At 72.9% G+C, this 21,193-nt stretch carries 24 protein-coding genes; 15 read left to right on the top strand and 9 right to left on the bottom strand.

Translation table 11 applies throughout. The features are described 5' to 3' along the window. Positions 1–47: 47 nt before the first annotated feature. The 4 genes from QRX60_RS22145 (at position 48) to QRX60_RS22130 (ending at position 4,613) form a co-directional block, all read left to right on the top strand. Positions 48–602: a hypothetical protein gene (locus QRX60_RS22145; protein ID WP_286002673.1), complete on the top strand. Its 555-nt coding sequence runs from the start codon at positions 48–50 to the stop codon at positions 600–602. After that, entirely contained in the window at positions 499–1,410 is a 912-nt protein-coding gene (locus tag QRX60_RS22140) for an ABC transporter ATP-binding protein (RefSeq protein ID WP_286002672.1), read from the top strand. Before QRX60_RS22145 ends, QRX60_RS22140 begins: the two co-directional genes overlap by 104 nt. Then, a complete protein-coding gene (locus QRX60_RS22135; protein ID WP_286002671.1) occupies positions 1,400–2,215 on the top strand; it encodes an ABC-2 family transporter permease in 816 nt (271 codons plus the stop codon). Before QRX60_RS22140 ends, QRX60_RS22135 begins: the two co-directional genes overlap by 11 nt. A gap of 97 nt (positions 2,216–2,312) precedes the next feature. Next, positions 2,313–4,613, top strand: coding sequence for a putative bifunctional diguanylate cyclase/phosphodiesterase (locus QRX60_RS22130; RefSeq protein ID WP_286002670.1), 2,301 nt, complete (start codon positions 2,313–2,315; stop codon positions 4,611–4,613). Positions 4,614–4,688: 75 nt separating this feature from the next. Here the strand turns inward: QRX60_RS22130 and QRX60_RS22125 are convergent, their stop codons facing one another. Next, positions 4,689–5,519, bottom strand: coding sequence for a cyclase family protein (locus QRX60_RS22125; protein ID WP_286002669.1), 831 nt, complete (start codon positions 5,517–5,519; stop codon positions 4,689–4,691). Positions 5,520–5,616: 97 nt separating this feature from the next. Here QRX60_RS22125 and QRX60_RS22120 point away from each other — a divergent pair, with 97 nt between their 5' ends. From QRX60_RS22120 to QRX60_RS22110, 3 genes are all read left to right on the top strand, one after another. Continuing rightward, positions 5,617–6,039, top strand: a complete 423-nt coding sequence (locus QRX60_RS22120; RefSeq protein WP_286002668.1) for a DUF5709 domain-containing protein — start codon at positions 5,617–5,619, stop codon at positions 6,037–6,039. Beyond that, a complete protein-coding gene (locus QRX60_RS22115; protein WP_286002667.1) occupies positions 6,036–6,260 on the top strand; it encodes a hypothetical protein in 225 nt (74 codons plus the stop codon). The genes QRX60_RS22120 and QRX60_RS22115 overlap by 4 nt, the downstream gene beginning before the upstream one ends. 151 nt (positions 6,261–6,411) lie before the next feature. Further along, positions 6,412–7,368 carry a LuxR C-terminal-related transcriptional regulator gene (locus QRX60_RS22110; protein ID WP_286002666.1) on the top strand — a complete coding sequence of 319 codons (957 nt, stop codon included), beginning with the start codon at positions 6,412–6,414 and terminating at the stop codon, positions 7,366–7,368. Positions 7,369–7,668: 300 nt separating this feature from the next. Here QRX60_RS22110 and QRX60_RS22105 read toward each other — a convergent pair whose 3' ends face one another. Further along, on the bottom strand, positions 7,669–7,842 hold the full coding sequence (locus QRX60_RS22105; RefSeq protein ID WP_286002665.1) for a hypothetical protein: 174 nt from the start codon (positions 7,840–7,842) through the stop codon (positions 7,669–7,671). A 484-nt stretch (positions 7,843–8,326) separates the two neighbouring features. Next, complete coding sequence (locus tag QRX60_RS22100) at positions 8,327–8,695, bottom strand: MerR family transcriptional regulator (RefSeq protein ID WP_286002664.1); 369 nt, start codon at positions 8,693–8,695, stop codon at positions 8,327–8,329. Positions 8,696–8,749: 54 nt separating this feature from the next. On the opposite strand from QRX60_RS22100, the gene QRX60_RS22095 reads away from it, so the two are divergent. Continuing rightward, entirely contained in the window at positions 8,750–9,916 is a 1,167-nt protein-coding gene (locus tag QRX60_RS22095) for an MFS transporter (protein ID WP_286002663.1), read from the top strand. Positions 9,917–9,964: 48 nt separating this feature from the next. Here the strand turns inward: QRX60_RS22095 and QRX60_RS22090 are convergent, their stop codons facing one another. Beyond that, positions 9,965–11,161, bottom strand: coding sequence for a glycoside hydrolase family 18 protein (locus tag QRX60_RS22090; protein ID WP_286002662.1), 1,197 nt, complete (start codon positions 11,159–11,161; stop codon positions 9,965–9,967). 171 nt (positions 11,162–11,332) lie between these two features. Between QRX60_RS22090 and QRX60_RS22085 the strand changes: the two genes are divergently transcribed. Beyond that, positions 11,333–11,725 (top strand): hypothetical protein, encoded by a 393-nt coding sequence (locus QRX60_RS22085; RefSeq protein ID WP_286002661.1) that lies wholly within the window; start codon positions 11,333–11,335, stop codon positions 11,723–11,725. Here QRX60_RS22085 and QRX60_RS22080 read toward each other — a convergent pair. Next, complete coding sequence (locus QRX60_RS22080; protein WP_286003666.1) at positions 11,719–13,068, bottom strand: pyridoxal phosphate-dependent decarboxylase family protein; 1,350 nt, start codon at positions 13,066–13,068, stop codon at positions 11,719–11,721. The genes QRX60_RS22085 and QRX60_RS22080 overlap by 7 nt on opposite strands. 106 nt (positions 13,069–13,174) lie before the next feature. Here QRX60_RS22080 and QRX60_RS22075 point away from each other — a divergent pair, with 106 nt between their 5' ends. Then, positions 13,175–13,708 carry a GNAT family N-acetyltransferase gene (locus tag QRX60_RS22075; protein ID WP_286002660.1) on the top strand — a complete coding sequence of 178 codons (534 nt, stop codon included), beginning with the start codon at positions 13,175–13,177 and terminating at the stop codon, positions 13,706–13,708. On the opposite strand, the gene QRX60_RS22070 is transcribed toward QRX60_RS22075, so the two are convergent. Both QRX60_RS22070 and QRX60_RS22065 read right to left on the bottom strand, forming a co-directional pair. Continuing rightward, positions 13,698–14,165 (bottom strand): nitroreductase family deazaflavin-dependent oxidoreductase, encoded by a 468-nt coding sequence (locus QRX60_RS22070; protein WP_286003665.1) that lies wholly within the window; start codon positions 14,163–14,165, stop codon positions 13,698–13,700. The genes QRX60_RS22075 and QRX60_RS22070 overlap by 11 nt on opposite strands. Positions 14,166–14,188: 23 nt before the next feature. Then, positions 14,189–16,153: a glycosyl hydrolase family 28-related protein gene (locus QRX60_RS22065; protein ID WP_286002659.1), complete on the bottom strand. Its 1,965-nt coding sequence runs from the start codon at positions 16,151–16,153 to the stop codon at positions 14,189–14,191. A 142-nt stretch (positions 16,154–16,295) separates the two neighbouring features. Between QRX60_RS22065 and QRX60_RS22060 the strand changes: the two genes are divergently transcribed. The 4 genes from QRX60_RS22060 (at position 16,296) to QRX60_RS22045 (ending at position 18,944) form a co-directional block, all read left to right on the top strand. Continuing rightward, the gene (locus QRX60_RS22060) at positions 16,296–16,922 is read left to right on the top strand and encodes a class I SAM-dependent methyltransferase (protein WP_286002658.1); all 627 of its coding nucleotides are present in this window, start codon (positions 16,296–16,298) and stop codon (positions 16,920–16,922) included. Between the two features lie 107 nt (positions 16,923–17,029). Next, on the top strand, positions 17,030–18,208 hold the full coding sequence (locus tag QRX60_RS22055) for a PucR family transcriptional regulator (protein ID WP_286002657.1): 1,179 nt from the start codon (positions 17,030–17,032) through the stop codon (positions 18,206–18,208). Positions 18,209–18,258: 50 nt separating this feature from the next. After that, positions 18,259–18,738, top strand: coding sequence for a DUF2975 domain-containing protein (locus tag QRX60_RS22050; RefSeq protein ID WP_286002656.1), 480 nt, complete (start codon positions 18,259–18,261; stop codon positions 18,736–18,738). Next, on the top strand, positions 18,738–18,944 hold the full coding sequence (locus QRX60_RS22045; protein ID WP_072476895.1) for a helix-turn-helix domain-containing protein: 207 nt from the start codon (positions 18,738–18,740) through the stop codon (positions 18,942–18,944). Before QRX60_RS22050 ends, QRX60_RS22045 begins: the two co-directional genes overlap by 1 nt. Here the strand turns inward: QRX60_RS22045 and QRX60_RS22040 are convergent. Then, entirely contained in the window at positions 18,941–20,053 is a 1,113-nt protein-coding gene (locus QRX60_RS22040; protein WP_286002655.1) for an FAD-dependent oxidoreductase, read from the bottom strand. The genes QRX60_RS22045 and QRX60_RS22040 overlap by 4 nt on opposite strands. A gap of 60 nt (positions 20,054–20,113) precedes the next feature. On the opposite strand from QRX60_RS22040, the gene QRX60_RS22035 reads away from it, so the two are divergent. Continuing rightward, positions 20,114–20,545 (top strand): MarR family winged helix-turn-helix transcriptional regulator, encoded by a 432-nt coding sequence (locus tag QRX60_RS22035; RefSeq protein ID WP_286002654.1) that lies wholly within the window; start codon positions 20,114–20,116, stop codon positions 20,543–20,545. Between the two features lie 31 nt (positions 20,546–20,576). Here QRX60_RS22035 and QRX60_RS22030 read toward each other — a convergent pair whose 3' ends face one another. Continuing rightward, the gene (locus QRX60_RS22030) at positions 20,577–21,092 is read right to left on the bottom strand and encodes a hypothetical protein (protein ID WP_286002653.1); all 516 of its coding nucleotides are present in this window, start codon (positions 21,090–21,092) and stop codon (positions 20,577–20,579) included. Positions 21,093–21,193: the final 101 nt, after the last annotated feature.

Below are 21,193 nucleotides of genomic sequence, written 5' to 3'. Positions count from 1 at the left end.
GGGGCCGCCCGGATCGCCACCATGGGAGCCACCGTGAAGGAGGCTCCATGACCGTCAAGCCGCGGACCCGGAAGTGGTACCTGGTGGCGCACATCGTCTCGGCGGGCGCGTGGATCGGGATCGACGCCGTGCTCGGCATCCTGGTCTGCACCGCACTGCTCTCGGACGACGCCACCGTCGTCGCCACCAGCCTGCGGGCGCTCCCGCTGTTCGCCGTCTGGCCGATGCTGACCGCCGCCGTCCTCACGCTCGCCACCGGCGTCGTGCTCGGCCTCGGCACCAGGTACGGCCTGGTCCGGTTCTGGTGGGTGGCGGTGAAGCTGGCCGTCAACGTCCTGACGGCGCTGCTGATCCTCGTCGCGCTGCGGCCGGGGATCGCCGAAGCCACCGCACACCCCGAGGGCCTGCTTTACCCCGTCGTCGTCGCCCCGGCGCTCCTGCTGTTCGCCGGCGTCCTCTCGGTCTTCAAGCCGTGGGGCCGCATCCGGAAGGAATCCCATGACCCAGCCCGTGGCTCTGCCCGTTCAAACAACCGCCCTGACCAAGCGCTACGGAACGGCCGCCGCGGTCGAGGACCTGAACCTGTCGGTGCACGCCGGTGAGGTGTACGGCTTCCTCGGCCCGAACGGCGCCGGCAAGACGACGACGCTGCGGATGCTGCTCGGCCTGATCCGGCCGACCGCCGGCCGCGTCCGGGTGCTCGGCGCCGAACCGGGTCCCGGCAGCCTCGCCCGCGTCGGCGCGCTGATCGAAGGGCCGGCCTTCTACCCGTACCTGTCCGGCCGGGCCAACCTGCGGATCCTCGCCGACCACGCCGGCGTGCGGCGCACCCGCGTCGACGCCGTGCTCGACGTCGTCAGCCTCGCCGACCGCGCGAAGGACCGGTACTCGGCGTACTCGCTCGGCATGAAGCAGCGGCTCGGCCTCGCCGCGGCGCTGCTGAAGGACCCGGAGCTGGTCGTGCTCGACGAGCCGACCAACGGCCTCGACCCGGCCGGCATGGCCGACATGCGCGTGACCCTCCGCAAGCTCGCCGCCGAGGGCTGCACCGTGCTGCTGTCGAGCCACCTGCTGGGCGAGGTCGAGCAGATCTGCGACCGCGTCGGCGTCCTCGACCACGGCCGGCTCGTCACCGAAACCACGGTCGAGGACCTGCGGGCGGACGGCGCGCTGCGCGTCGTCGCCGACCCGGTGGCCGCCGCCCGCGACCACCTCGGCCGGCTCTTCGGCGCGGACCGCGTCCGCCTCGACGGCACCGCGCTGGAACTCGACGTCGAACCGGGCCAGGCCGGGCGGGTCAACGCCGAGCTGGTCGGCGCCGGGTTCACCGTCACCGAGCTGCGCTGGCGCGAACCCGACCTGGAACAGACCTTCCTCGCCCTGACCGGAGGGACCGACCATGCCGCGTGACATCCGAGCCGAGCTGACCAAGCAGGCCCGCCGCCCCGCGAGCCGGCTGCTGCCGGCCGTCGCCGTCGTGCTGTCGCTGACGTTCGGCTACGCCGTCCCGTACGCGGGGTTGAGCGGGGCCGCCGGTCCCCCGGGCTCCGGCCGCGGGCTGGACGCGATGCTGCCCGGCGCGTTCGTCGGCAGCGCGCTGGGCGGCCTGCCGATCTTCGTCGGGGCCCTCGCGCTGATCTTCGGCGTGCTGGTGGCGGGGAGCGAATACGGCTACGGCACGTGGAAGACGGTGCTGGTGCAGCACCCGTCGCGCGTCGCCGTCTTCACCGCGAAACTGGTCACCGTCGCGATCGGGGCGCTGACCGTGGTGCTCGCGCTGTTCGCGGCGACCGCGGGCGCCAGCGTGCTCGTCGCGTCGCTGCAGGACCGGGCCCTGGTCTGGCCCGCGGTCTCCGACGTCCTGCTGGGCCTCGGCGCCGGCTGGCTCGTCACGACGATGTGGGGCGCGCTCGGCGTGCTGCTCGCCGTCGGCCTGCGCTCGGTCGCGCTGCCGATCGGGCTCGGCCTGGTGTGGCTGCTGGCCGTGCAGAACCTCCTCGCGTCGATCGCCGCGCCGCTGCTGGACTGGGTCGCGCAGCTGCAGAAGGCCCTGCCCGGGCCGAACGCGGGTGCGCTCGCGGCCGCGTTCGGGGCGAGCGCCCCGGGCGTCGACCCGGTCGTCGGGGCGGGGCAGGCCGCCGCCGTGCTGGCCGCCTACCTGATCGCCTTCGGGGTGCTCGGCGGCTGGCTGCTGCACCGCCGTGACATCGCCTGATGAGGGGGTACCGGCCACCGGTGCGGTGAGCCGGTACCGCCGTGTGCGCGGTGTAGTGTTTGCCGGTCCGACCGGCGGGTGACCCACGTGAGGTGCCATGACAGTGCGGCGGTACCCAGTGGCGGCCGTGCTCGTCGTCGTCACGGTGGCCCTGGTCGTGGTCAACGGTTTCGCGTTCTGGGGCGACACCTTCGCCCTGTGGGTCGACGACACCATGCAGCTCGCCGCCGGGGTCGGCGCGGTCGTCTGCGGGGTCCTGGTGGCCCGCCGGGTCCACGGGCACCAGCGCTGGTGGCGCGTGCTCGTCGCGACCGGGATGGCCGGCTGGTCGCTCGGCCAGTGCGCCTGGTCGTGGTACCAGCTGGTGGACGGGCGCGGGCTGCCGTCACCGTCGCCGGCCGACGTCGGCTACCTGAGTTTCCCGGTGTTCGCGCTCGCCGCCCTGTTCGTCCTGGCCCGGGCGCGGGTCCGGCCGGACCGCGAACGCTGGCAGCCCGCCCAGTGGACCGCGCACTTCGGCGTCGCGGTGGTGCTCGACGGCCTGATCGTCACCGGCTCGCTGTTCATCCTCACCTGGACCGCGGCGCTCGGCCAGCTGGTCCGGGCGACCGCGCCGGACAAGCTCACCTGGGCCGTCGCCATCTCCTACCCGCTGTCGGACCTGGTGATCGTGGTCGTCGCGGTGCTGCTGGTCGTGTTCGACCGGGTGGACCGGCCCTACCGCACGAACCTGCTGCTGGCCGCCGTCGGGATCGTCGCGCTGGCCTGCTCCGACAGCGTGTTCGCCTACCTCGTCAGCATCGGCGCGGAGAGCATGAAGCCGTGGTCGGACGGCGGGTTCGTGCTCGGGCCGCTGTTCATCGCCTTCGCATTGCTGGTGACGCCCGGCCAGCGGCGGCGCGACGACACCGGCTCGCCGGGCGGGGTCGACTGGTGGCAGCTGGCGCTGCCGTACGTCCCGGTGACGGCCGTGGCGCTGCTGATCACCGCGCAGCTGCTGGCCGGCGCCGGACCGGACGGCGTCGAGGTGTTCGTCGGCGTGCTGGTGGTGTTCCTCGTGCTCGCCCGGCAGCTGCTTTCCCTGCTGGACAACAGGTTGCTGCTGCGCCGGGTCTACGACGGACAACAACAGCTGACCCACCAGGCCTACCACGACCCGCTGACCGGGCTGGCCAACCGCGCGCTGTTCGCCGACCGGCTGGACCGGGCCGTCGAGTCCACCGACCGGCCGCTCGTGCTGATCTTCGTCGACCTGGACGACTTCAAGGAGGTCAACGACCGGTTCGGGCACGCGGGCGGCGACGTCCTGCTGCACGCCGTCGCCCAGCGGCTGCTGAGCTGCGTGCGCGCGGGCGACACGGTCGCGCGCCTGGGCGGCGACGAGTTCGCGATCCTGCTGGAGGGCGAGCTGGACGCGCCGCAGGCGGTCGCCGACCGGATCCAGGGCGCGCTGCGGCGGCCGTTCGCGGTGCACGGCACGCTCGTCTCGGTCCGCGCGAGCATGGGCCTGGTGGTGCCGGACCCGGCCGAGCCGCTGGTCACCTCGGACGTGCTGCTCGGCCGCGCGGACACGTCGATGTACGCGGGCAAGCGGCTGGGCAAGGACACGACCGTGGTCTACCGCCCGTCCCAGGACGGCCCGCCGGACTTCCCGGCCGCCTTGCGCCGGGCCGCGGGCGGCATCCCGGAGGGCTTCGGCCTGGTGTTCCAGCCGATCGTCCGGCTGGCCGACGAGACCCCGGTGGCCCTCGAGGCGCTGGCCCGCTGGACCACGCGCGACGGCACGGTGGTCTCGCCCGAGACGTTCGTCCGCGCGGCCGAGGGCGCGGGCCTCGGCGCCGAGCTGGACGCGCTGGTGCTGGACCTGGCGTGCCGCGAGATCACGACGGCCGGGCTCGACCTGACGGTGCACGTGAACGTGTGCGCGAGCCGCCTCGGCGCGGCCGCGCTGGAGCGGAGCGTCGGTGCCGCGCTGGACCGCTACCGGCTGCCGGCGTCCCGGCTCGTCGTCGAGATCACCGAGACCGTGCCGGTCCCGGACCTGGCGGCGGGGGCGGCCGCGATCCGGCGGCTGCAGGAGCTGGGCGTGCGGGTGGCGCTGGACGACTTCGGGGCGGGGTACAGCTCGCTGACGGTGCTGCACGCGCTGCCGGTCGACCTGATCAAGCTGGACCGGGCGCTGACGACGGGCGTGCAGCCCGAGCGGGACGCGGCGTTGTGCCGGTCCCTGGTCGGGCTGTGCGCCGATCTCGAGCTGGACGTGGTCGCCGAAGGAATCGAGACGGCCGAGCAGGCGTCCCTGGTCACCCGGGCCGGATGCACGACCGCCCAGGGCTACCTCTACGGCCGCCCCGCTCCGCTCTCCGCCCTCCGCCTGTCGGCGATCCCGGCGGGCTGACAGCGCCCCAATGTGGCGTTCGGTGCGTGGGACGCACCGAACGCCACATTGGGGCGCTGGGGGCCGGCCGGGCGCTCAGTCCGCGTGTACGCCTGGCGGCAGGACGCCGAAGATCGTCGCCGTCGAACCGGCGCCCTTCCGGTTGATCGGGCCGCCCGCCAGCACCCACGCCCCCGTCGTCGGCAGGGCCTTCAGGTTCGCCAGGATCTCCAGGCTGATCCGGTGTCGCTGGTACACCAGCTTCGACACCGTGTAGGTCTCGTCGGTGCCGACGTCCGGGCTGAACGTGTCGGTCCCCGTTCCGCCCCGCCGCCCGAGCCGCCCGGTGTCGATCAGCCACTTGACCGCCGGGATGGAGAACCCGGGCTGGTGCAGCACGCCGTCCGCGTCGGTGTTCGGGTAGGCCGGGGTGCCCCACTTGCCGTCCCAGCCGGTCCAGAGCACGACGACGGACTCGTCGGGGATCCGGCCGTGGCGCTTCTCCCACGCCTTCAGGTCGTCGATCGTGACGCCGTAGTCGGGGTCGGCCGCGGCCTTCGCTCTTATGTCGATCTTCACGGCGGGCCGGAATAGATCCGCGGGATCCATGTCGTCGGCCAGGGGCTGGCCGGTGTTGAAGTGGCCGGGTGCGCCCCAGTGCGTTCCGGTGTGCTCGCCCTCGCGGACGAACTGGAGGTAGTAGCCGTCGTCGGGGATCGTGGCGATGGTTTCCAGCGAGAAGGCCGGGTCGCCGGGGAACACGTTGGTCGTGGCGGGGTCGTTGACGTGCGACAAGTTCACCAGGGTCAGCTGGTCCAGCCGCACCGGCGGCGCGGCGGGCTGGGCGGCCTGGGCCGTCCGCCCGGACAGCGCGGCGCCGAACACCCCGGCCAGCCCCGCGGCCAGCACCCTGCGTCTCATCGGCATGGGGATCACCTTTCACCGGAACACCGCCCGTGCGGTGTGCTGCACGGTGATATCACCCGAGCCGCGCGGGGCCAAGGAGTTGCGCGAGGATGGACGCATGGACGACGACATCGAAGACCACGCCGACGAAGGCATCCTCGACCCCGAAGACACTTTGGACGACCGCGACGAGCTGGCGGAGGGTTATTCACCGCCGGAACGCCCGCAGGGCACCGAAGGATGGGGCACCACCGCGCGCGAGACCGCCGAAGGCGAGAGCTGGGAAGGCCGGCTGGCCCGCGAAGAACCGGACGTCGCGACCGAGGACGGCGACGGCCTGGGCGACAGCGAAGACACCGACGGCGAGCTGATCGACGACGAGGTCGGCGACGTCCGCGCGGGCCGCCTGGTCGCGACGGACGAAGGATTCGGCGCGGACACCGACGAAGAGCTGTACGCGTCCGACGCGGGCATCGACGGCGGCGCGGCTTCGGCGGAGGAAGCGGCCGTCCACGTGATCGACCCGTCCCGGCGCTGGTGAGGGACGGGCACCCGGCGTCCGCCAGGGCCCGCCGCCCGAGCGGGAGGCCGGGGCGCCCTCGCCGCGGCGAACAGCTCGGCGACGTCCTCGCCCGGCCGCTCGCGCGCGGGCTCGCGTTCGAAAGCCTTCCCGGCGCGCTGGTCGCCACCCACCCCGAAGAGGCGCGGTTCCCCGAGCTCGAGGCCTGCCTGCTCGCCCTGGACGCGAGTTCGTCCCGGTGAGCCCCGGGGCCGGACCCGCCCCCTCGCCGGGTCCGGCCCCGATTTCGCGAGCGGCCTAATCCTTTCCCCCGTCCGGCGCGTGGGGTAGGCGGCAGAGCGGTCATGTCCGGATCCGGCCGGGCCCGCCCGCGCTGCCGGAAGGGGACACGGGATGCTCGAGGGGCTGCTGACACCCGGCGCGGGCGCGCTGTACGACGCGATGGTGCGCACCGGGCCGCTACCGCTGGACGACCCGCGGGCCGAGAGCCCGGAGATGCGGGAGCTGTTCGACCGCGGGTTCGTGCGCCGCGACTACCGCGACGACCCGGTGATCGCGCCGATGGAGCCGGTGCGCGCGGTCGACCACGCCATTCTCGGCGCCCAGCAGCAGCTGCTGGAGCAGCAGCGGCAGATCGTCGCCGCGCGCCAGCAGCTCGACATGCTGCAGGCGGTGTACCGGGCGGCGAACGGTTCGGGCGGCGACTCGGCCGTCGAGGTGCTGACCGACCCGCGGCGCATCGGCTCGCTGTCGCTGGAGCTGTGCCTGTCCGCGCGCGAGGAGTTCCTGACGTTCACGACGCGCCACTTCAAGCGCAAGCCGGACGCGAGCACCGTGATGCGGCTGCCGGAAGCGGTGACCGAGCGCGGGGTGAGCCTGCGCAACGTCTACGAGCGCGCGGCCCTGGAGTTCGACGGCGCGAAGGAGGTCGTCGACGCGAGCGTGGCGGCCGGCTGGACCATGCGGGTGGCGCCGGAGCTGCCGATGAAGATGGTGATCGCCGACCGCCATTCGGCGCTGGTCCCGCTCGACCCGAGCGGGATGGAGGGCGCGCTGTTCATCCGCAGCCCGACGATCGTGGCGTCGTTGCGGATGCTGTTCGAGCTGGTCTGGAGCCAGGCGGTGGCGGTCGACGGCCAGGCGTCCCAGCCGCGGCACGGGCTGACGCCGACCCAGGCGAAGGTCCTGGACCTGCTGGCGACCGGCATGACGGACGGCGCGATCGCGCGCCACCTGGAAGTGAGCGAAAGGACGGTCCGGCGGCACGTCCAGGGGCTGCTGGAGGCACTGCAGGCGGACAACCGGGTGGCGGCGGTCTTCGCGGCGACCCGGCTCGGCTGGCTGGGCTGAGACCGGCCTGCTGGGCGGGCGGCACGGGCCGGTCCGCGCCCGGGCTGAGCTGACACCGGCCGGCTCGCTGGAGGCGCGGGCCGGCCGGGGCTGACACCGGTTGGCTCGCTGCCCGCACGAGTCAGCCCGCGCCCGGCCGGGCTGACACCAGTTGGCTCGGTGTCCGGACTGAGCTGACACCGGTCGGCTCGCTGACCGCACGAGTCAGTCCCTGCCCGGCCGGCTCGGCTGCGGCGGTGGCCGGTCCGTGCCCGGGTGGGCGGGGCGTGTGCCGCGCCCAGCCGAACTCCACCGCCGGGCCTACTGCCACTGGCAGGTCGGGCCCTTCGTCGTCCACAGCCAGATGCAGTCGGTCTTCGGCTTGCCGGTCGGGCCGCCCGCGACCTCGGCCTGGGCGGGCGGGGCCGTCAGCGCGCCGAACGTCGCCGCCGCGACCACTGCCGTCGCCAGGCCCGTCAGGGCTCGCTTGATCATGTTCGTCCTCCCGCGCGGTGATCTTCTTCCGCCAACCTACGGCCGCGGCACCGCGCACCGGCAGGGGCGGCTTCGGCCACTGTCCGCTTCCGGCCACCGGCCACCCGGCCGGAACCGGACGTTGGCCGCCCTCGACCGGTGTGCTCGTCGCCCTTCGCTCCTACCGTCGGGGCATGGGTGAGGAGGCGCCCCCGCGCTGGTGGGCCGAGGAGGGCGCGCGGCCCCGGCCGGAGCCGACGGGCTGGTGGCCCGAGGCCGACACGCTGCACTGGGTCCAGGTCCGCCACCCCGGCGACGACGACCCGGGGGCTAGCGCACCCGGCCCAACTAGCGCCCCAATGTGGCGTTCGGTGCGTCCCACGCACCCAATGTGGCGTTCGGTGCGCTGGACGCACCCAATGGGCCCTTCGGTGCGCTGGACGCACCCAATGCCACATTGGGGCGCTGGAGCCGGAGCGTCAGCGGCGGCACGGCGGGCGCCGCGTCAGACGCGGTTGTACTCGCGCACCGCGTCGAGGTACTCGGCGATCGCGTCCCGGTTGCGCAGCAGGCACTCCGCGCGCCGCGCCATCCGGTCGCGCTCCTCCTCCAGGGTCGCGATCATCTCCGGGGTCGCGTCGGGGAAGTAGATCGCGCGGGGCTTGTCGAGGCAGGGCAGGATCTGTTTGATGATCCGGGTGGGCAGCCCGGCGTCGAGCAGCCCGCGCACCTGGATCACGCGGTCGACCGTGGCGGAGTCGTAGTCGCGGTACCCGTTCGCCCCGCGCGAAGCGACGATCAGCCCCTGCTCCTCGTAGTACCGGAGCAGCCGGCGGGACGTGCCGGTGCGCTCCGCGAGCTCGCCGATCCGCATGTGTGCCACCTCACGTAGACCTTCACACGTATGTGAGGGTTCGAGCATAGCGGCATGACGAGCACCGAAGTCCGGCTCCGCAACCACGCCGCCCTCCTCGCCCTCACCACCGCCGCGTTCGTCACCGTGCTCACCGAAGCGCTGCCCGCCGGCGTGCTGCCCGGGATGAGCGCCGGTCTCGGCGTCGGCGAGTCCGCGGCGGGCCAGGCCGTGACGGTCTACGCCCTCGGCACGGCCCTCACCGCGATCCCCCTCGCCGCGGCCACCGCGGCCTGGCCCCGCAAGCGCTTGCTGCTGGCCGGGGTGGCCGGGTTCGCCGTCGCCAACACCGTCACGGCGTTGTCTCCCGCCTACCCGCTCACCATGGTCGCCCGGTTCGTCGCCGGGGTGGCCGCGGGCGTCGTCTGGGCGCTGCTGGCCGGGTACGCGCGCCGGCTCGCCTCCCCGGAAAACCAGGGCCGGGCCATCGCGATCGTGATGGCGGGCATTCCCCTGGCCCTGTCGCTGGGCATCCCGGCCGGGACGTTCCTCGGCGGCCTGCTCGGCTGGCGCTCGGCGTTCGGCGTCATGTCGGCGATCGCGGTCGTGCTGCTGGCCTGGATCACCGCCGCCGTCCCGGACCAGCCCGGGCGGACGGGCGGCCGCGTGCCGGTCCTGCGCACGCTCGGCGTGCCGGGCGTCGTGCCCGTGCTGGCCGTGACGCTGGTGTTCGTCCTGGCCCACACCGTGCTCTACACCTACGTCGCCGCGTTCCTCGGCCACGCCGGGATGGGCGACGCGGTGGACGTCGTCCTGCTCGTGTTCGGCGTCGCGTCGATGGCCGGGATCTGGGTCGTCGGCGCTCGCATCGACCGCGCGCTGCGCACGCTGACGGTCCTCAGCACGATCCTGGTCGCGGTGGCCGCGACGCTCCTGGCGGTGTTCGCGGGCAGCCCGGCGCTCGTCTACGCCGCCGTCGCGCTGTGGGGTCTCGGCTGGGGCGGCGTCCCCACGCTCCTGCAGACCGCGGCCGGGAACGCGGGTGGCGAGGCCGCGGACAACGCGCAGGCCATGCTCGTCACGCTGTGGAACGCGGCGATGGCCGCGGGTGGCGTGCTCGGCGGTGTCCTGCTCGACGCCGCCGGACCGGCGTCGTTCCCCTGGACGCTGCTGGTGCTCCTGCTGCCGGTGCTCGCCGTGGTGCTCGGTGCGCGGCGCAACGGGTTCCCGCAGCGGTCCTGAGTGGACGAAGGGCCCGGGCGGGTTCGCGCCCGGGCCCTCCAGCTCTGGTCAGCAGCGGCCGGCGACGGCCCGCAGCAGTTCCGCGTTCGCGGTGTCACCGGACAGTTCCCAGGCGAACACGCCGCCCAGCCCCTGCGACTTCGCGTAGCCGGCCTTGGCCGACGCGGTCTCGGGCGTGTCGTAGCTCCACCACTGCGAGCCGCACTTCGCGTACGCCGTACCGGCGACCTTGCCGTTCGCCGGGCACGTCGTCTTGAGGACCTTGTAGTCCTCGACGCCCGCTTCGTAGGTTCCGGGAGCCGGGCCGGTCGCGGCGCCGCCGGGCTGCTTCTGCGTCACGCCGTCCCAGCCGCGACCGTAGAACCCCAGCCCCAGCAGCATCTTCGACGACGGCACGCCCTGGTGGCGCAGCTTCTGGATCGCCGCGTCGGCGTAGAACCCGGCGGTCGGGATGCCCGGGTAGGCGCGCAGCGGCGAGTGCGGCGCGGTGGGCCCGGTCGGGCTGGCCCCGGCGACGAAGTAGTCGTAGGTCATCACGTTGTACCAGTCGAGGTACCGGCTCGCCCCGGCGTAGTCGGTGGCGTCGATCTTGCCGTTCTTCGACCCGTCGGCGGTGATCGCGGCGGTGACGAGCTGGTGCCCGAACTTCGCGCGCAGCGCCTTGACCAGCGCCGTGAACGCCTTCAGGCCGCTGGTGTCGCAGGTGTTGCCGCAGGCGTTCGGGTACTCCCAGTCGATGTCGATGCCGTCGAAGACGCCGGCCCAGCGCGGGTCGTTGACCAGTGCGTAGCAGGACTCGGCGAACGCGGCCGGGTTCTTCGCCGCCTCGGTGAAGCCGGCCGACCAGGTCCAGCCGCCGAAGGACCACAGCACCTTGAGCTTCGGGTGCAGCTTCTTCAGCTCGAGGATCTGGTTGAAGCTGCCGTGCAGGGCGCCGGGCTCGGTGCTGTCGGCCTGGCCGCTGACACTCGTCGCGGCGTCGTAGGGCATGTCGTGGTCGGCCCACGGGTCGCCGACGGCGCACCCGCCGCCCGTCACGTTGCCGAACGCGTAGTTGACATGGGTCAGCTTCGCGGCCGAACCGGACGTTTCGATGTCCTTGACGTGGTAGTTGCGGGCGTAGACGTCCCAGTCGGCGAAGTAGGCCATCACCTTGCCCTGGGACTGCCCGGCCTCGGCGGCGGGCGGGGCGACGACGGCGGCACCGGCCAGCGCCAGCGCTGCGACAGCGATGCGTTTTCTCATGCGAAGCAAGGGATTCCTTTCGGTGTCACAGCCCTTTCGGCGAGCCGGCCGGTCGGACGCGCCGAGGCTAACAGGTCCAGACCACTTCGGACCAGAGCCAATCGTTGTGGTCAAAGGGTTTCCCAGTACCCCCGGAGCCGGGTGCGGATTCACGCGTGGGAGGATCAAGCGATGACCGAGTTCGGCTGCGCGCGCTGCTCCGGCGAAGACGCCCTGACCGCGCTGGCGTTCTGCACGACCCGCCTGCGCGAGACCCACCGCCTGGTCGAGCAGTCGCACTTCAGCATCGCACTGCGCGAATGTCCGGAATGCCGTCAGGCGTTCGCCGCGATCTTCACGGAGTTCGTCGACGGGACCGGCGGCGAGGACGCGCAGTACTTCGACTTCGTCCCGCTCACCGCCGCCGAGGTGACATCGTTGGCGGCACAGGGATCCCGGGTCGACCTCGTGCGGCTGGGCGCGCTCGGCAGCGTCCGGCGGCGGCTCTCCTCGAGCTGGCCGACCGGCAAGGAGAAGCGGATCGCCTGGCGGAGGGACACGCTTTCCGTGCGCGTTGGCTACTGAGCCGCCAGCCGGAGGATCGCTTCCGCCGACCGGTCGACGTCTTCCTCCGTCGTCGTCCAGTTGGACACCGAAATCCGCAAGTAGCGGCGGCCGCGCCAAGTGGTTCCGCCGAGCCAGCACGTCCCGTCGAGCTGGACGCCCCGGACGATCGCGTCGGTCCGGGCGTCGTCCCCGAAGGCCACCAGGACCTGGTTGAGGACGACGTCGTTGCCGATCTCGGCACCGCCTTCCGCCAGCGCCGCGGCGAAGCGCCGGGCCAGGCGGCAGCAGCGGTCGACCAGCTCGGCGACACCGTCACGGCCCAGTTCCCGCAGCGCCGCCCAGACCGCGAAGCCGCGGGCGCGGCGCGACGACTCCAGCGTGAGGTCGCCCATGCCGGACACCTCCCCGGCGCCGGTCAGGTAGGCGGCGCGGTAGGCGATCGCCTCGGCGTGGACCTCGGGGCGCGCGCAGAAGACGAACCCCGAGTCGTAGGGGACGTTCAGCCACTTGTGCCCGTCGCAGGCCCAGGAATCGGCCAGCTCGACACCGTCGAGGAGCCTCGCCGTCCCGGGGTTGGCGGCGGCCCAGAGGCCGAAGGCGCCGTCGACGTGGATCCAGGCGCCGGGGGCCACTTCGCGGGCGGCTCGGAGGTCGTCGCAGGCGCCGGTGTTCACGTTCCCCGCCTGCAGGCAGACGATGGTGGGCCCATCGCCCGCGGTCTTCCTCGCGAGGTCGTCGATGTCGATGGCGCCCTGCGGTCCGGCGGCCACCGGCTCGACGGCCCGGGTGCCGAACCCGAGCAGCCGCAGGGCGCGGTCGACGGTGGCGTGGCGCTCCTCGCTCGCGACGACGCGGACGCGCGGGGCGCCGGCGAGCCCGTCGCGCTCGACGTCCCAGCCGGCCTCGGCCAGCACGTGGTGCCGGGCGGCGGCCAGCCCGACGGTGTTCGCGGCCTGCCCGCCGGTGACGAAGCCGGCCGAGGCGGTGGCGGGGATGCCGAGCAGCTCCTTCAGCCAGGCTCCGGCGGCCTCTTCGGCGGCGGCCGCCGCCGGGGAGAGGACGGCGTTGAAGCCGTTCTGGTCCCAGCCGGTGGCCAGCACGTCGGCGGCGCTGGCGGCGGGGAGCGCCCCGCCGACGACGAAGCCGAAGAACCGCGGGCCGGCGGTGGCGACGAGCCCGGGTTCGGCGGCTCGCGCGAGTTCTTCGAGGACGGTGCCGGGAGGGGTCGGTCCGGCCGGGAGGATGCCACCGAAGGCCGCACGCAGGGCTTCGGGATCGACGGCCCGGGCGACGGGCCGGCCGGCCAGGGAAGCCCGGTGCTCGGCGGCCAGCTCGGCGGCGCGGGCCAGGAGGTCACGCAGTTCGTCCACAAGCCGACTGTAGGCGCCGCACCCGGGGGTGCTGTGTTCCTTTTCCCAGTCGCTCCACGCGGGAACAATCGGGGCCCGCGCGGCGTAGCGTCCTGGTATGGAGACTCCGTTGAGCACCGACCGCCTCGTGATCCGGGACTGGACGGTGGACGACGCCGAAGCCGCGTTCGGGATCTACGGCGCGGAGGACGTGACTCACTGGCTGACCCCGGCCATGGAGCGCGTCGGCGACGTCGGCGCGATGCGTTCGGTGCTGCACGCCTGGCAGGAGACGCAGCCGAACCTGCCGCCACCGCGGGGACGGTGGGCCGTCGTGCGCAAGGAGGACGGCGTGGTGGTCGGCGGCCTCGGCATCCGGCTGCTGCCGCCGTTCGAAGAGGACCTCGAGCTGAGCTGGCAGGTCAGCCCCGCCGTGTGGGGCCGGGGTTACGCGTCGGAGGCGGCGACCGCGCTGATCGAGTGGGCGTTCACCCAGGACACCGAGGAGCTGTTCGCCGTCGCGCGGCCGAACAACACGCGCGCGATCGCCGTCGCGAAACGGCTCGGCATGCAGTGGGTCGGCGAGACGGACAAGTACTACAACCTGCGGCTGCAGGTGTACCGGATCCGGCACACCGACCTCATCGGCTGACCGGCTCCAGCAGGAAGACGCGGATTTCGCGGTCGCCGGCGCGCACGGCGTAGCGGTCGTAGGCCGGCCAGTACGCCGCGACGGCGTCCCACATCTCCTGCCGTTCGGTGCCGGTGAGGAGCCGTCCGGCGACCTCGGCGGTGCGGCCGCCGATGGCGACCGTCGCCTCCGGCCGGGCCAGCAGGTTCGCCGACCACGCCGGGTGGGCCTCGCCGCCCCAGTTGGAGCCGATGACGACGTACCCGCCACCGCGCTCGACGTACAGCAGCGGCACCTGCCGCGCCTCACCGCTGCGGCGCCCGACCGTGGTGAGCAGCAGGGTCCGGAGGCCGACGGCCGCGCCGACCCCGACCCGGCCGCCGCTGATCCGCAGCAGCACCCGGTCCGCGGGCACGAGCGCCCGCCCGAGCACCGCGAACGCCCTGCTCTTCCCGAACCCCGCGAACACCCCGCGCAAACCGGCCACGACCGAACCCTAGGTCACCACCCCGACGGCGCCGGGGGCGGCACGACCGGCGGCCGGTCGTCGCAGGTGATCGTGTTCGGCAGCAGCCACGGCGCGAGCCAGCCTCCGTCGTTGCCGCCGAGGTCGGTCAGCGAGAACTCCGACCCGGTCGGCGGGAAGGAGAACGAGCCGCAGTTGTTGACGCCGACCGCGCCGACGTTGCGCGCGTCGACGTTCCGGAACGACGCCGAGCCGGCCGACCGGGCACTGAGGACGGACGTCCCGGTGCCGTCGACCCGCAGGTCGGCGAACTCCAGCCCGGTGATCGAGTACTTGTCCTTCACCGGGAAGTCGCTGACCAGCATGATCGCGTTGTACGTGGTGTCGAGGAAGTGGTCGCCGGTCACCTCGATGTCCGCGGCGATGTCCCGGTCCAGCGCGTAGAACCAGATCGCGCCGAGCCCGATCTTCCAGTTCAGCTCGAACGTCCCCGCCCGCACGGTGGTGTTGCCCGCGATCCGCTGCTTCCCGGCGAACGCTTCGGCCCCGAACCGCGAGCCCAGCTGGATCGCGCTGCCCTCGCGGACCGGGTCGGCGACCAGGTTGCCCGAAACGGTGTTGTCCGCGCCGCCGTACAGCGCGATCCCGTTGGCCAGCACCGGCGTCTGGATCGTGTTGTGGTCGAACGTGTTCCGCGCGTCCTGCGTCTTCTCCGACCACATCGCCAGCGCGTCGTCGCCGGTGTTGCGCACGAAGTTGTTCGCCACCACCGAATCCGTCACGCCCGTGTGGAAGTTCAGGCCGTCCGCGATCTGGTCGGCGATGACGGTGTTCGTGACGCTGGTGTTCCGCATCGGCCCGTCGAACCACAGGCCGACCTTCGTGTGGTGGAGGTACAGGGAGTCCACGGTGGAGTCGCTGAGCGCCCCGCCGATCGCGTTGACCTGGTCGGTGTCGATGCGTTCCCGCACGTCGCCTTCGATCGCGAACCCCGCAAGGTGGACGTTCGAGGCGTGCTCGCCGTAGAAGCCGACTCCCGTGTGGACCGAACCGTCCGGCGCCGGCTTGTCCAGGGTCACTTCGTGCCCTTTGACGATCGTGTACCAGCTGCCCGCGCCTTCGATCGTGACGTCGTCGACCATGATGTGCCGGTTGACCTGGTACGTCCCGGGCGGCAGGTACACCTCGAGGTGAGCGCGCCGCGCGAAGGAGATGGCTCGGTCGAGGGCGTCGGCCGAGTCGCGGCGGCCGGTCGGGTCGGCGCCGAAGAGCACCGCGTCGGCCGCGAAGGGAACGAACCGCGGCGGCGCGACGAGCTCGGAGTCGAGCAGGTCGACGACCGTCCACGCGGCGGCGGTCCCGGCCGGGACGGCGAGCCGGACCCGGTCCCCCGCGCGGTAGGACCGGCCGAGCAGGAGCCGCTGCTCGTCGTAGAAGTGGCTGGGGCGGAACGGTTTCGTGATCACCGGCGCCGGGGTGGTCGCCGCGGGCACGCACGAGCACTCGGTGATCCACCAGTCCGGGTGCAGCAGGTCCGCGCCGGGATCGTTGGTGAACGGGTACTGGTTGTACAGCCAGGAGTACTGCGAGGTCAGCGTCATCCGCTGCCGGTGGGCCCCGTTCACGGTGACGTCGAGCGGCGCGGTGATCCCGCCGCCGTGCGGCGCGTCCGGGATGCTGTACCGGACGGTGATCGCGTTCGCGGCGGCGGGCAGCGTGAACTCGACGTACTGACCGGCCGTCAGCTTGACGGCACGCCGCCCGGACGCCTCGGCGGGCAGCGTGTAGGCGGCGCGGTCCGGGCCGATCACCACGCCGTCGGTGCGCGCGTTCTCCGCCTCCTGCTCGAGGAAGCCGACATCGGCGCCCCGCCCGGCGACGAGCGCGGGATCGAGCGCGGCCCGCGTCACGACCGGCCTCCCGGCGGCCGACGCGGGCGCGGCCACCGAAAGCAGGGTGACGACGGCGACGAACACGGTGGCGAGGGTGCGGCGCGCCATCACGAACCTCGATTCTCGAGTGGAGTGCCGCGGAAGAGTAGGTCGCCACTCGCCCCCTACACAAGGTTTTGCTGGAACTTACTCTGTAATTGCACGCATCGGTTCGGAAGTTGCGCAACCGAACGTCTGACAGGGTGGGCTCATGACGCGTCCCGAAACCGCCGCCGAAGTCTTCGACGCGCTCGGCGAGGACTACGAACACGCCTTCCGGAACCTGGCCGAGCAGCGGGCCGCGATCACCGCGCTGGCCGAACGGCTGCCGGCCGGCGCCGCGGTGCTCGACGTCGGTTCGGGAACCGGGCGCCCGGCCGCGGACCTGCTCACCGCGGCCGGCTGCGCGGTGACCGGGTACGACGTCGCGCCGAAGATGGTCGACCTCGCGCGGGCCCGGGTGCCCGCGGCGCGGTTCGAGGTCGGCGACATGCGCGAACTGTCCTTCGAAACCGCCACGTGGGACGCGGTCACGGCGTTCTTCTCGATGCTGCAGCTCCCCCGGGCCGACCAGGAGACGATGCTCGGCCGGTTCGCGGACTGGCTGAAGCCCGGCGGCCTGCTCGTCTTCGCCACCGTGCCCGCCGACGTGGACGGCGTCGACATCGTCTTCATGGGACACCCGGTCCGCGCGAGCAGCTTCACCGCCGAGGCCCTGACGGGAAAACTCCGCGCGGCCGGCCTGGAGATCGTCCGCGAAGAGCAGGCGCTGTTCGTGCCCGACCACCCCGCGGCCGGCCCCGAACCGCACGTCTACCTCACCGCGCGCAAGCGTTAGTGGGTCGATCGTCGCGTCAACCCCTCACCGGGACGATCACTCGGTGGACATGAATTTTGCTCAAGTTCGTGCATGTCCCGGGCCGCGGACCCGAGCTAAAGTGAGGAATGGGCATCGAAGCTCTCGCCAGGCCAGTGCCTCGCGAGCACCGCGAACTGGTGCGCGAGATGCTGGCCAGACTGCCCGAGTTCGCCGACCGCCTCGCCCGCCTGCTCAGCGAAGAAGACGAGTTCTACCGCCAGGTGGAGCACGTCGCGCCCGGTGAGCTGCGGCAGGTCTGCCAGGCCAACCTCGAGCGCGCGCTGACGGCGCTCGTCGAGGGCCGTGGCCTCGCCCTCGACGCCGCCCGCAAGACCGGACTCGTCCAGGCCCGCCAGGGCATCCCGCTGCCCGCGGTGCTGCGCGCCTTCCGCATCGGCGGCACCTTCGTCTACGAAGCCCTCCTCGAGCTCGCCGGCCCGGAGTTCCTCAACCCCACCCGGACGATCGAGATCAACTCCTACGTCTGGAAGGCGATCGACCTCTACTCCGACGCCCTGACCACGGCGTACGAACAGGTCGCCGCCGAGCCGTCGCACGCCGACGCGCGCCGGCTGGACGACCTGCTGCGCGGCAGGCTGATGAGCCAGGCCGACATGGAGGCCGCCGCCCGGGACCTGGGCCTGCCGACCGCGGGCATGTTCGTCGTCGTGGTCACCGAGCGCGTCGAGCCCGACGAGCAGGACACCGTCGAGGCGCTGCTGCGGGCGCGCCGCTGGCGCTCGGCCTGGCGGCCGGGCGGCGAGGCGGGCCTGGTCGCGATCGACCGCATCGAGGACGTCCGGCGGCTGCGCGAAGTGCTGGGCTCGCTGCCGGTGGCGGCCGGGATGAGCAAGCCGTTCAGCGGGTTCCCGGACGTCCCGGACGCGCTGCACCGGGCCCGGATCGCCCGCCGCTCGCTGCCGTCGGGGACGGCCGGCGTGGTGGTGTTCGGCGACTCGCCGGTGACGACGCTGGTCGCCGCCGCGCCGGGGATGGCCCGGGACGTCGTGCGGTCCGCGCTGGCCGGCGTGCTCGCCCTGCCCGGCGCGGAACGCAAGGTCCTGCTCGACACGCTGCTCGCGTGGTACGCCGGCCACGGCTCGGCGAAGGAGGCCGCGGACCGGCTGTTCGTGCACCCCAACACGGTCCGCTACCGGCTGCGCCGCGTGCAGGACCTGACCAAGCGCGACCTGACCGACCCCGTCGACATCGGCGAGCTGTACGTCGCCCTCGAATCGGTGCGGCTTGATCCAGAACCATCGTAGATCGACAGCTACCGATTGACTTTCGATAGACTGGCGGCGATAGTCGTCTCATGCTCACCGAAAGACGCGCCGTCGCCGCGCTCCGGGTCTTCCTCGTCGTGCTGTTCGGCGTCCTCCTCGTCTTCCAGATGCTCTCGCTGCCGGGCGGGATCGCCTACACGACGAGCCAGAACCCGCACGACGCGAACCTGCGCTGGCCGCTGACCGCCATCGCGGTGTTCCTGGTGCTGTGCGTCCAGGTGGTGCTCGTCGCGACCTGGAAGCTGCTGACGCTGGTCAAGAAGGACCGGATCTTCACCACCGCGTCCCTGAAGTGGGTCGACGCGATCGTCTGGGCCGTGGCGGCCGCGTGGCTCGTCTTCGTCGGCATGCTGATCTTCGTCGGCTTCAACGCGGACGACCCGGGGATGCCGATGCTGCTGTTCCTGGTCACCGTCGGCATCACCGTGATCGGGCTGCTGATGGTGGTCATGCGGGCCCTGCTGCGCCAGGCCACCACGCTGCGGTCCGACCTGGAAGCGGTCATCTGATGCCGATCGTCGTGCGCATCGACGTCGAACTGGCCAAGCGCAAGATGAGCGTCGGGGAGTTCGCCGAGAAGGTCGGGCTGACGCCGGCCAACGTCGCGGTGTTGAAGAACGGCCGCGCGAAGGCGGTGCGCTTCAGCACCCTCGAAGCCATGTGCCGCGTGCTCGGCTGCCAGCCCGGCGACCTCCTGGAGTGGGTCGACGACTAGTGCTCGCCCCGGTGGCTCCGGGTGGCGACGGCGGCCGCGGCGAACCCGTGGTCGAGCATCTCCTTCTCGTACTCCCCGACGGCGTCGAGCAGCGGCGCGCCCGAGACCAGCCGGCCCGCGAGCAGGCCCGCGTCGTACAGCGCCACCCCCGCGCTGATGCCGGCCGGCGGCATCGGGTGCGCCGCGTCGCCGGCGAGGGTCACCGGACCCGGCGCCCACGGCTCGGGCCGCTCGGAGAGGTAGACGCCCGACGGCACGACGTAGGCCGGGTCGCCCAGCCGGACCAGCGCGCCCAGTGACGGGTGCCAGCCGGCGAGCGCCCCCGTCGCCAGGTCGATCAGCTCTTCCGCACCCAGCCGGAAGAAGTCCGGACCGTACGCGCTCGACGGTGCGGCCGCGCACCACATGACGTAGTCGCCGGCCGGCGGAAGACCGAACTCGGCCGGGTCGCGCCGGAAGCGCTGGGCGGCCAGCGCGAGGCGGCGGCCGTCCGGGCCGGCCACCCCGAGGAATCCTTCGAGCGCCGAGTCCGGGGTCAGGCGGCGGGCCTCGTCGGTCAGCGGCGTGCGGCCGTAGATCAGCCGGGTGTCGTCGACGGTCACCGGGAAGTCCGGCAGCAGCCGGCACCGGATGCCGGAGCCTGCCCCGTCGGCGGCGACCAGCAGGTCGCCGTCTTCGGTGGTGCCGTCGGCGAACCGGACCCGGACCCGGCCGTCGTCGAGCAGGCCGTAGCCGGCGAATCCGGCGCCGAACCGCGTGCAGCCGGCCAGGTCGCGCAGCATGATCCGGCGCAGCGTCAGCCGGTCGACGGTGATCCCCGCGGCGTCCGGCGGCACCGGGACCGCGGTGAACGCCGCCAGGTCGGGTCCGGCCACCGTGACCCCGCCGCCGGGGCGGCAGGACGTCGCAACGGCCTGCTCGTAGGCCTCGGCGGGCAGCCACTCGCGCAACGCCGCGTCGCCGTCGCCGCCGATGTGGATCCGGTAGCCCTGCGAGCGGGCGTCGACCGCGGCGTCCCGTTCGAAGAGCAGGACGTCGATGCCGTGCCGGCGCAGGCCGTGGGCCAGGCACGGCCCGGCCAGGCCGGCGCCGCTGATCAGTACTCGCACGATTACCCCCATCGTGAGACGATCTCATCTGAGAATGTCTCGTATGCTAGCATTGCCGCCATGGAGGCTCAACCGGCCGAACCGAGCACGTTCGGGATGCTGCTCTACCGCGCGCACCGGCTGGCCCGCGCGCACGCCAACGACGCGGCGCGGCCGACCGGCATCGAGCTGCAGCACGCGGGTGTGCTGTCGGCGGTCCGGGCCGGCGGGATCCACAGCCAGCGCGAGCTCGGCGCGGCACTCGGGGTCGACAAGTCCACCCTGGTGCGGATCGTCGACGACCTGGAACGCCGGAACCTCGTGCGGCGAGAGCGATCCGCGGCCGACCGGCGGGCCTACGAGATCGTGATCACCGAGGAGGGCGAGCGACGGCTCGCCGAAGCGGACGAGCTGTTCGCCGAGGCGATGACCGGCCTGCTGGAGGTGTTCGACGACGCGGACCGGCGCCGCCTGCACGACCTGCTCAGCCGGTTCGTCGCACAGGAGTCGTGAGCGGGAACAGTGTTCTAGCCCTGTTTCCCACTCACGACCAGCCGCGGCAGACCGGCTGGGCCGCGTCCGCTTCGACCAGTCTCGCCAGTTCCAGCAGCGTCTCCTCGAAGCCGGGACCGGCGGTGAGCGCCACCGTGAGCGGACCCCCGCGCCGGTCCGTGCCCACCGGGAGCGTCACCGCCGGCTCCGTCCACTGGGGACGGTCCACACCGGCCGAGACGACCACGTCCGGCCGGGTCGCCGCGCGCCGGCGGCCGCCGGCGTCGAGGTCGAGCACCACGTTGCCGTGCAAGGAAAGCAGCGCCGCGACGTCGGCGACGGCGTCGCGCAGCTCGCGGTCGGCGATCGAGTCCGAATGCGCGCCGATCGCCGCGCGCGAGGGCCCACCGCCGAGCCGCGGCACGATCACGCCGAGGTCGCCCGGGGTGCAGGCGAGCACGCGGATGCCGGGCACACCGGCCAGCGGGTCGGTCAGCGTGATTCCCGCGCTCGCGGCCGCCGCCACGATCCGGGCCCGCCAGCGCGCGGTGGCCGCGATGGCGACCATCGAGGGATCCTGGAGCAAAAGGGGTCTTCTCCTTTGCGGTACGGCGCGGCGGAGGGAGGATCGTCCGATCCTGGGCCCGTGCCCGTTGTGCCCGGGAACAA

Origin of the sequence: Amycolatopsis mongoliensis, from assembly GCF_030285665.1 — a bacterium.
Classification (GTDB): domain Bacteria; phylum Actinomycetota; class Actinomycetes; order Mycobacteriales; family Pseudonocardiaceae; genus Amycolatopsis; species Amycolatopsis mongoliensis.
The sequence above is the reverse complement of the archived record's forward strand: the minus strand, read 5'-3'. Positions and strand labels throughout refer to the sequence as shown.

Excerpts from the sequence above, each read along its gene's own strand:
- QRX60_RS22050 (WP_286002656.1), top strand. The coding sequence starts at position 18,259 with ATGCTCACCGAAAGACGCGCCGTCGCCGCGCTCCGGGTCTTCCTCGTC.
- QRX60_RS22100 (WP_286002664.1), bottom strand. The coding sequence starts at position 8,695 with ATGCGGATCGGCGAGCTCGCGGAGCGCACCGGCACGTCCCGCCGGCTG.
- QRX60_RS22135 (WP_286002671.1), top strand. The coding sequence starts at position 1,400 with ATGCCGCGTGACATCCGAGCCGAGCTGACCAAGCAGGCCCGCCGCCCC.
- QRX60_RS22075 (WP_286002660.1), top strand. The coding sequence starts at position 13,175 with ATGGAGACTCCGTTGAGCACCGACCGCCTCGTGATCCGGGACTGGACG.
- QRX60_RS22090 (WP_286002662.1), bottom strand. The coding sequence starts at position 11,161 with ATGAGAAAACGCATCGCTGTCGCAGCGCTGGCGCTGGCCGGTGCCGCC.
- QRX60_RS22095 (WP_286002663.1), top strand. The coding sequence starts at position 8,750 with ATGACGAGCACCGAAGTCCGGCTCCGCAACCACGCCGCCCTCCTCGCC.
- QRX60_RS22030 (WP_286002653.1), bottom strand. The coding sequence starts at position 21,092 with ATGGTCGCCATCGCGGCCACCGCGCGCTGGCGGGCCCGGATCGTGGCG.
- QRX60_RS22125 (WP_286002669.1), bottom strand. The coding sequence starts at position 5,519 with ATGCCGATGAGACGCAGGGTGCTGGCCGCGGGGCTGGCCGGGGTGTTC.
- QRX60_RS22055 (WP_286002657.1), top strand. The coding sequence starts at position 17,030 with ATGGGCATCGAAGCTCTCGCCAGGCCAGTGCCTCGCGAGCACCGCGAA.
- QRX60_RS22065 (WP_286002659.1), bottom strand. The coding sequence starts at position 16,153 with ATGGCGCGCCGCACCCTCGCCACCGTGTTCGTCGCCGTCGTCACCCTG.
- QRX60_RS22145 (WP_286002673.1), top strand. The coding sequence starts at position 48 with ATGACCGTCAAGCCGCGGACCCGGAAGTGGTACCTGGTGGCGCACATC.
- QRX60_RS22120 (WP_286002668.1), top strand. The coding sequence starts at position 5,617 with ATGGACGACGACATCGAAGACCACGCCGACGAAGGCATCCTCGACCCC.
- QRX60_RS22045 (WP_072476895.1), top strand. The coding sequence starts at position 18,738 with ATGCCGATCGTCGTGCGCATCGACGTCGAACTGGCCAAGCGCAAGATG.
- QRX60_RS22035 (WP_286002654.1), top strand. The coding sequence starts at position 20,114 with ATGGAGGCTCAACCGGCCGAACCGAGCACGTTCGGGATGCTGCTCTAC.
- QRX60_RS22140 (WP_286002672.1), top strand. The coding sequence starts at position 499 with ATGACCCAGCCCGTGGCTCTGCCCGTTCAAACAACCGCCCTGACCAAG.
- QRX60_RS22130 (WP_286002670.1), top strand. The coding sequence starts at position 2,313 with ATGACAGTGCGGCGGTACCCAGTGGCGGCCGTGCTCGTCGTCGTCACG.
- QRX60_RS22060 (WP_286002658.1), top strand. The coding sequence starts at position 16,296 with ATGACGCGTCCCGAAACCGCCGCCGAAGTCTTCGACGCGCTCGGCGAG.
- QRX60_RS22110 (WP_286002666.1), top strand. The coding sequence starts at position 6,412 with ATGCTCGAGGGGCTGCTGACACCCGGCGCGGGCGCGCTGTACGACGCG.
- QRX60_RS22085 (WP_286002661.1), top strand. The coding sequence starts at position 11,333 with ATGACCGAGTTCGGCTGCGCGCGCTGCTCCGGCGAAGACGCCCTGACC.
- QRX60_RS22105 (WP_286002665.1), bottom strand. The coding sequence starts at position 7,842 with ATGATCAAGCGAGCCCTGACGGGCCTGGCGACGGCAGTGGTCGCGGCG.